The organism is Azospirillum terrae (genome assembly GCF_053470425.1).
The window spans coordinates 1-1,777 of sequence record NZ_JBPXMR010000047.1; the positions used below are offsets into that span (position 1 = coordinate 1).

Consider the following 1,777-nt stretch of genomic DNA (forward strand, 5'->3'; position numbering starts at 1 on the left):
GGTAGGAAAGGCTTCTTCGATGTTGTTTTTTGCGGATAAATAATCAATTTTGGTACTAATTACACCTTCCTGTGACTGCTAAACTAAAGTAGACAGTTTTCGCTGGATAAGATGAAACACTTGCTTACCCAAATATACCAGTAAAATAACTGTTGTCGCCATTGTATGATATGGATATTTGATCATACAGCAATGGAGGACAGACAAAAGGTGGATAAGTGGGAAGTGTATATGGAAATAAAGCAGTTAATAAAACAAGGGTTTAGTAAATCAAAGGTGGCTGAGAAGCTGGGGGTATCTAGATCGACTGTTTATCGTCATCTTAGGAGGTCTCCTTCGGAGATGGCAGAGTGGGTAGAATCTATACAAACACGCAAGAAAAAGTTAGATCCCTACAAAGAGTTAATCTTATCCTGGTTAAGGCAGCATCCTGATATGTCTTCTGCACAAGTGGAGGATTGGCTAAAGGAAAGGTATAAAGAACTGGAGATTGGTGAGAGTACAGTCAGAGATTACGTAAAACAGTTACGTGAAGAATATAAAATAATGAAAGAGTCATCACCTAGAGACTATGAAGCTATTCCTGATTCCCCAATGGGAGAACAAATTCAAGTTGACTTTGGGCATACAAAACAAAGAACACATGATAACAAGGAGGTTAGGCTGAATTTCATTGCTTTTGTTTTATCGAACTCAAGATATAAATATAAAGAATGGCTAGATAGACCATATACAACCCAAGATGTCATTCAGGCTCATGAAAATGCATTTCAATGGTTCAGTGGAATTCCAAGAGAACTAGTATATGATCAGGACAGCTTGATTGTGGTCAGCGAAAATGGCGGGGATCTCATCCTCACTAAAGAGTTCCAACAATATAAACAAACGAGGAAAATTAATCTTCGGGTTTGTAGGAAAGCTGATCCAGAGAGTAAAGGGAAAATAGAAAATGTAGTAGGTTTTATTAAGCATAATTTCGCTAAACATAGAATTTTCCACAACATTGATTCCTGGAATGAGCAGGGTTGGGAATGGTTGAATCGCACAGGTAATTTTAAAATCCATAATACAACAAAAAAAAGACCGGTCGAAGTGTTCTCCTTGGAAAAGCAACACTTAAGACCAGTCTCAGGAAATATCCATTTCCTAAACGATTATGAAAATAGTATAACAAGAAGCGTCCATAAGGACAATACCATTCGATACTTGTCCAACAGGTACTCTCTTCCACTGGGCACATTTAATAAGCATCAAACGGTCTCGATTAGGGAAACAGAAGATAGGCATTTATTAATCTACCAATCAGAAACGGGAGAACTCCTAGCCAAACATCAGATACCAGAAGGCAGAGGTCTATTAATAAAAGATAGAAAGCATACAAGAGATCGCTCGAAAGGGATAGATGCATTTATTGATACCGTGGCCAATCAATTTGAAGAAACAAATGTAGCACATGATTACCTAGATAAACTTCGTGAGAAGTACCCAAGATATATCCGTGATCAGTTACAGATCATATTAAGAGAAGCAAAACAAACTAATGGACAATTACTAACAGCAGCTCTGCGAGAATGTATCAAAAGAAACTTATACAGTGCAACGGATTTCAGCGATATCGTTTTATACCTTAAACGACAACGACGGGAACATGACACAGTGATTGACACCGCTGAGACAGTCTCACCCCTAAACAGCCTATCTGGCTGGGTCATGGAAACTGAAGCACAAAAGCGCAATATAGCTGCTTATACTGCGTTATTGGAAGAAGGTGATCTAA

General features: G+C 38.3%; 1 protein-coding gene. It reads left to right on the forward strand.

Annotated elements, in window-relative coordinates:
* Positions 1 to 210: 210 nt before the first annotated feature.
* Positions 211 to 1,777, forward strand: a 1,567-nt coding sequence (istA, locus tag ACSVDD_RS29865; RefSeq protein WP_510167031.1) for an IS21 family transposase, incomplete at its 3' end; no start/stop codon positions are given.